Genomic DNA, 5,540 nt, shown 5'->3' with positions numbered 1-5,540 from the left:
CCTAGGTTCATCCAATCGCGGAAGGCCCGAAGGTCCCCTCCTTTCCCCCGTAGGGCGTATGCGGTATTAGCAGTCGTTTCCAACTGTTATCCCCCTCGACTGGGCAGATCCCTAGGCATTACTCACCCGTCCGCCGCTCGCCACCTCAGAAGTAAACTCCCTTGTGCTGCCGCTCGACTTGCATGTGTTAGGCCTGCCGCCAGCGTTCAATCTGAGCCATGATCAAACTCTTCAATTAAAGTTTTGTTGCTTCCGTCTTGCGACTTCAGCGGCTCAATGAATTCTGATTTTTTGTTTCTCGCGCTCCCTATAAAAGAAGGGCTAAAACAAACTGTACATATTACTATGAACACTCATTGTTACATTGATTTAAATTTTTGACTGCCAACCCTAAGGCTAAGCAGTTTCGATTAACTCAACACCTGTGAGTGTCCACACAGATTTCTTGTTTTATCTTGTTAAAGAGCAACTCAACCTCATAAGAGAAGGTGAGTACCACACTGAGCGTCGAACGCTTCCAGTTGGCTAGGGCTGCGTATTCTACGCATTTCCCGTTTCGCGTCAAGGAGTTTTTGCAAACTTTCTCAACACTCATCAATCAGTAAACTCATCGATGAACTGTCACACCAGCCTGCTTAACGCTGTCTGCCGTGTCAGTGGATGCGCATTATAGGCAGCAGAGGATTTTGTGCAACCCCTATTTTAAGGAAATTTGCAGTTAATTCTAATTATCTAATCTAGCCACACCATACCCACCACTTACCCCCAAAGTTATCCACAACTCAGTCAAGGCTGCGCCTTTGTTTCGCATTATGTATAGCCAAAAGCCATCAGATGATTTGTTGGTAGTTATAAAAATAGAAGACTTTCGTCTTTTAAAATGAAGATTAAACGAGGCTAAGCGTGAGATTGACCTACGGATCGGCTTAAATGGATTTGTTTTAATGGCGACAACGCGTGACCATTAGTAAGTAGCGAGTTTGTGATGTAAGAACTAAAGGCATGACTATGATAGGGTTCATTGGTGCATATAGATGTAGAAATAAAACAAACCCACAAAAAAGCCAGCTTACGCTGGCTTTTTACATCAAGTTACCTTAACGGCAATCGATTACACGGCAGTCTGGAAGATCACTTCCGATGCTTTTTGGGTGTAAGACTCGATTTGGTCGAAGTTCAAATAACGGTAAGTGTCAGCCGCAGTTGCGTCTAACTCTTTAGCGTATTCTTGATATTCTTCAGGTGACGGCAGACGACCTAACAGTGCAGCAACCGCAGCCAGTTCAGCAGAGGCTAAGTAAACGTTAGCACCTGTACCTAAACGGTTAGGGAAGTTACGGGTAGAAGTCGATACCACAGTTGAACCTTCAGCTACACGTGCTTGGTTACCCATACACAGTGAACAACCTGGGATCTCGATGCGCGCGCCTACACGACCAAAAATCGCGTAGTAGCCTTCTTCAGTCAGTTGATCTCTATCCATTTTAGTCGGTGGTGCAATCCACAGACGTGTTGGCAGAGTTTTAGCAAACTTGTCTAGCATCTTACCAGTTGCGCGGAAGTGACCGATGTTGGTCATACAAGAACCTACGAACACTTCATCAATCTTAGTTTGCGCAACAGATGACAGTAAAACGGCATCATCAGGATCGTTTGGCGCACACAGGATTGGCTCTTTGATGTCATTTAGGTCGATTTCGATTACTGCAGCGTACTCAGCATCTTTATCGGCGCTCATCAGCTCAGGATTGGCTAACCACTCTTGCATACCTTTGATACGACGTTCAATCGTACGACGATCGCCATAACCTTCAGCAATCATCCACTTGAGCATGATGATGTTTGAGTTCAGGTATTCAATGATAGGTTCTTTGTCTAACTTGATGGTACAACCAGCAGCAGAGCGCTCAGCTGAAGCATCAGACAGTTCGAAAGCTTGTTCAACTTTCAAGGTTTCAAGACCTTCGATTTCCAGTACTCGACCAGAGAAGATGTTTACTTTACCTTTCTTCTCAACAGTCAGCATGCCCAGTTCAATGGCTTTTAATGGGATAGCATGAACCAGATCACGCAGTGTGATACCCGGTTGCATTTTGCCCTTGAAGCGCACTAATACGGATTCAGGCATGTCGAGTGGCATAACGCCAGTCGCAGCAGCAAACGCTACTAAGCCTGAACCCGCTGGGAATGAAATACCGATTGGGAAACGCGTATGTGAGTCACCACCCGTACCAACGGTATCTGGTAGCAGCATACGGTTTAACCACGAGTGGATAACACCGTCACCTGGACGCAGTGATACACCGCCGCGGTTCATGATGAAATCAGGCAGAGTATGATGTGTGTTCACATCCACTGGCTTTGGATAAGCCGCAGTGTGACAGAATGACTGCATAGTCAAATCAGCACTGAAACCTAAACAAGCTAAATCTTTCAGCTCATCACGGGTCATAGGACCTGTCGTGTCTTGTGAACCGACAGACGTCATCTTAGGCTCGCAGTATTGACCAGGACGCACACCCGCTACGCCACAAGCTTTGCCGACCATCTTCTGCGCAAGTGTATAACCTTTGCCAGTATCAGCGACATCTTGAGAACGTACAAAGACGTCAGATAACCCTAAGCCTAATACGTCACGGGCTTTGTCAGTTAAACCACGACCGATGATCAATGGAATACGACCACCAGCACGAACTTCGTCTAACAAGACTTCCGTTTTTAAGCTGAATTCTGAAATTACTTCGTCGCTATCGTGACGCTTAACCACACCGGCGTATGGGTAGATGTCAATCACATCGCCCATTTCCATCTTGTTCACATCAAGCTCGATTGGCAGTGCGCCCGCATCTTCCATAGTGTTGAAGAAAATCGGTGCAATTTTACCGCCAAGGCAGAAACCGCCAGCGCGCTTGTTAGGTACGAATGGAATATCATCGCCCATAAACCACAGTACTGAGTTAGTCGCAGATTTACGTGATGAACCCGTACCCACAACGTCACCCACATATACTAATGGATGACCTTGTGCTTTTAATGCTTCGATTTTTTTCACTGGGCCAACGGCACCAGCAACATCAGGCTCGATACCATCACGGGCGTTTTTCAGCATAGCTAACGCGTGCAATGGGATATCAGGACGTGACCATGCATCTGGTGCAGGTGACAAGTCATCGGTGTTGGTTTCACCAGAGACTTTAAATACTGTCAGAGTGACTTTGTCGGCCAGTTTTGGACGGCTTAAATACCAATCTGCATTCGCCCACGCTTCAACCACTTGCTTAGCAAACTCATTGCCCGCTTCCATCTTCTCAACCACATCGTGGAAAGAATCAAACATCAGCAGAGTGTGAGATAAAGCTTTAACGGCTAAAGGTGCTAACGCTGGATTATCCAGCTGCGCGATCAGAGGTTCGATGTTGTAGCCGCCTTGCATTGTGCCTAATAACTCAGTAGCACGCTCAGCAGACAGAATCGGTGATTTTTCAGTGCCTTTGGCAACCGCATCTAAAAAAGCAGCCTTAACGTAAGCGGCTTCATCAACACCTGGGGGAATTCGATTTTCAAGCAGGTCGAGAACGAAAGCCTCTTCACCTGCGGGTGGGTTTTGAACTAACTTAACCAGTTCAGCCACTTGATGTGCATCTAATGGCTTAGGGACTACGCCCTCTGCAGCACGTTCTGCGACGTGTTTACGATATGCTTCTAGCACGGCAACATTCCTCTTTGTTTGGCGCTCTAACAACGAAACTGCACGTCTTCTTAATTGAAGCTGACAGTCCGACATGATCGACCCGTATTTCCGGCCTGCAGTATACTACAGCTTTGCAAAAGTATGAATCAGGTCACACTCGGCAAAAAGCGAAATAAGGACTAAATCCGGCGGCGAATGCCAACTTACGGGAAGATTAAAACAAGTGAAATTAGACAATAGTTTGAAAAAAGACAAAAAACCATACACTACAAATAGTTAACAATGTTTCATTAATTTTTAAATCGAACAAGCAATTTTCCGCGCCCCAAAGCAAATAGGTATAAATTTTTCTCATCTTGCTGCATTTTGGCTTTTAAGATGCAGTGCGAGAACTTACACTCAGGCTTAATTTACTGCATATCTCAGTTATTTCCTTAGTCCATCGGAGTACCAATGACATCCCTTAGCATTCAAGCCGTTATTTTTGATATGGATGGCGTTTTAATCGATTCAGAACCCCTATGGCAGCGAGTCGAGTATGAAGTGTTATCTGCACTTGGCGTGCCAGTGACGATAGAAACGATTCAACAAACCACGGGCTTACGCATCGATCAATGCGTCGATTATTGGTACCACAAGGCACCTTGGCCACACTATGATAATGCCAAGGTCAGCCAAACGATTGTTGATAAAGTTGCAAATGAAATTCTGGTTAGCGGCGAAGCTATGCTGGGCGTCCACGAAGCGATTGATCACTGCCAAGCGCTTGGCCTTAAAATCGGCTTAGCGACCTCGTCGTTCTACACTATTATTGAGGCAGTTCTTTCTAAGCTAGGACTCAGTGATAAATTTATGGCAGTACAATCGGCCGAGGGACTCACCTATGGCAAACCCCACCCAGAAGTTTATTTGAATTGCGCTAAGGTGTTAGATGTTGATCCCCGTTGTTGTCTTGCCATCGAAGATTCCTTTAACGGCTTAATTGCCGCCAGAGCAGCCAACATGCAAACGGTCGCGATCCCTGCACCAGAACAAAGAGGCGATGCTAAGTGGATTATCGCCCATCATCAGGCCGAGAGTTTGTTGGCATTAACAACAATTTTGGCAAAATAACGTCACAACACACCGAGTTTCTGCAGGGCGGATAAGCTTAGTCTTTGCCCTACGGATAAATGACAGAATGGTGTATGCACCAGAAGGAATTCAATGTGAAGTACCTATCCTTAATACTGCCCATGGGTTTAATACTCATGTCCACCTGTTTACCCGCTAGCGCAGGTGAGACCATGCACTGTAAACAACAAGTGATCAATACGGGCGATACTTTAACGACTGTGCAGGATAAATGCGGCTCGCCCAGTGATATTCGAGAATACAGTCTGCCCGCGACTTATCTCAACGCTAACGGAGACAGGGTGATCGATCCCAGCAAGTTGCCGACTGAGTATCAAGAATGGACCTATGACTTTGGACCAACACGCTTAATGCGCCGCCTGTATGCCACTGATAATAAAGTCACAAAAATTGAATCCTTAGGTTACGGACATTAATCGGCAGCATCATTGATTATTGTCATCAATAAAAAAGCCAGACATTGTCTGTAATGCCGTTCACTTAAGAGTGAACGGCATTTTTCTTTGGTCTAACCGGGAACTTGTTTTTGCTCATTTTAAGAACTCGTGGATATGCCCTTTCCCGTTTACCATCCAGCTTAAATTGCCGTGCATTTCGTTCTATATCCAATACGTCTCTCGGGACATTCCCCGGTGTTTGTGATGACAGTTGTGTCAACTTGAAGATGATATAACTCGCCGCATCTCGAAAACTCAGTTGATTGGGGTGGACCGAT

3 protein-coding genes, 1 rRNA gene and 1 pseudogene are annotated in these 5,540 nt (G+C 45.8%); 2 read left to right on the top strand and 3 right to left on the bottom strand.

The window, feature by feature from the left end; all coding sequences use genetic code 11:
* Together L5L98_RS22005 and acnB are read right to left on the bottom strand one after the other, a co-directional pair.
* Positions 1-238 (bottom strand): 16S ribosomal RNA (locus L5L98_RS22005); the annotation flags it as partial.
* 873 nt (positions 239-1,111) lie between these two features.
* A complete protein-coding gene (gene acnB, locus L5L98_RS22000; RefSeq protein ID WP_263143543.1) occupies positions 1,112-3,709 on the bottom strand; it encodes a bifunctional aconitate hydratase 2/2-methylisocitrate dehydratase in 2,598 nt (865 codons plus the stop codon).
* A 435-nt stretch (positions 3,710-4,144) separates the two neighbouring features.
* Here acnB and hxpB point away from each other — a divergent pair, with 435 nt between their 5' ends.
* Together hxpB and L5L98_RS21990 are read left to right on the top strand one after the other, a co-directional pair.
* Complete coding sequence (gene hxpB / locus L5L98_RS21995; protein ID WP_263143541.1) at positions 4,145-4,804, top strand: hexitol phosphatase HxpB; 660 nt, start codon at positions 4,145-4,147, stop codon at positions 4,802-4,804.
* Positions 4,805-4,899: 95 nt separating this feature from the next.
* On the top strand, positions 4,900-5,241 hold the full coding sequence (locus tag L5L98_RS21990) for a DUF2845 domain-containing protein (RefSeq protein ID WP_028759308.1): 342 nt from the start codon (positions 4,900-4,902) through the stop codon (positions 5,239-5,241).
* A 64-nt stretch (positions 5,242-5,305) separates the two neighbouring features.
* On the opposite strand, the pseudogene L5L98_RS21985 reads toward L5L98_RS21990, so the two are convergent.
* Positions 5,306-5,540, bottom strand: a pseudogene (locus L5L98_RS21985) (IS4 family transposase); the annotation flags it as partial.

Source organism: Shewanella sp. SM23, assembly GCF_025654295.1.
GTDB classification, from domain to species: Bacteria; Pseudomonadota; Gammaproteobacteria; order Enterobacterales; family Shewanellaceae; genus Shewanella; species Shewanella oncorhynchi.
This window is presented reverse-complemented; position numbering and strand designations above follow the sequence as displayed.

What these genes read in the sequence shown, in the direction of transcription:
- hxpB (WP_263143541.1), top strand. Translation starts at nt 4,145, where the DNA reads ATGACATCCCTTAGCATTCAAGCCGTTATTTTTGATATGGATGGCGTT.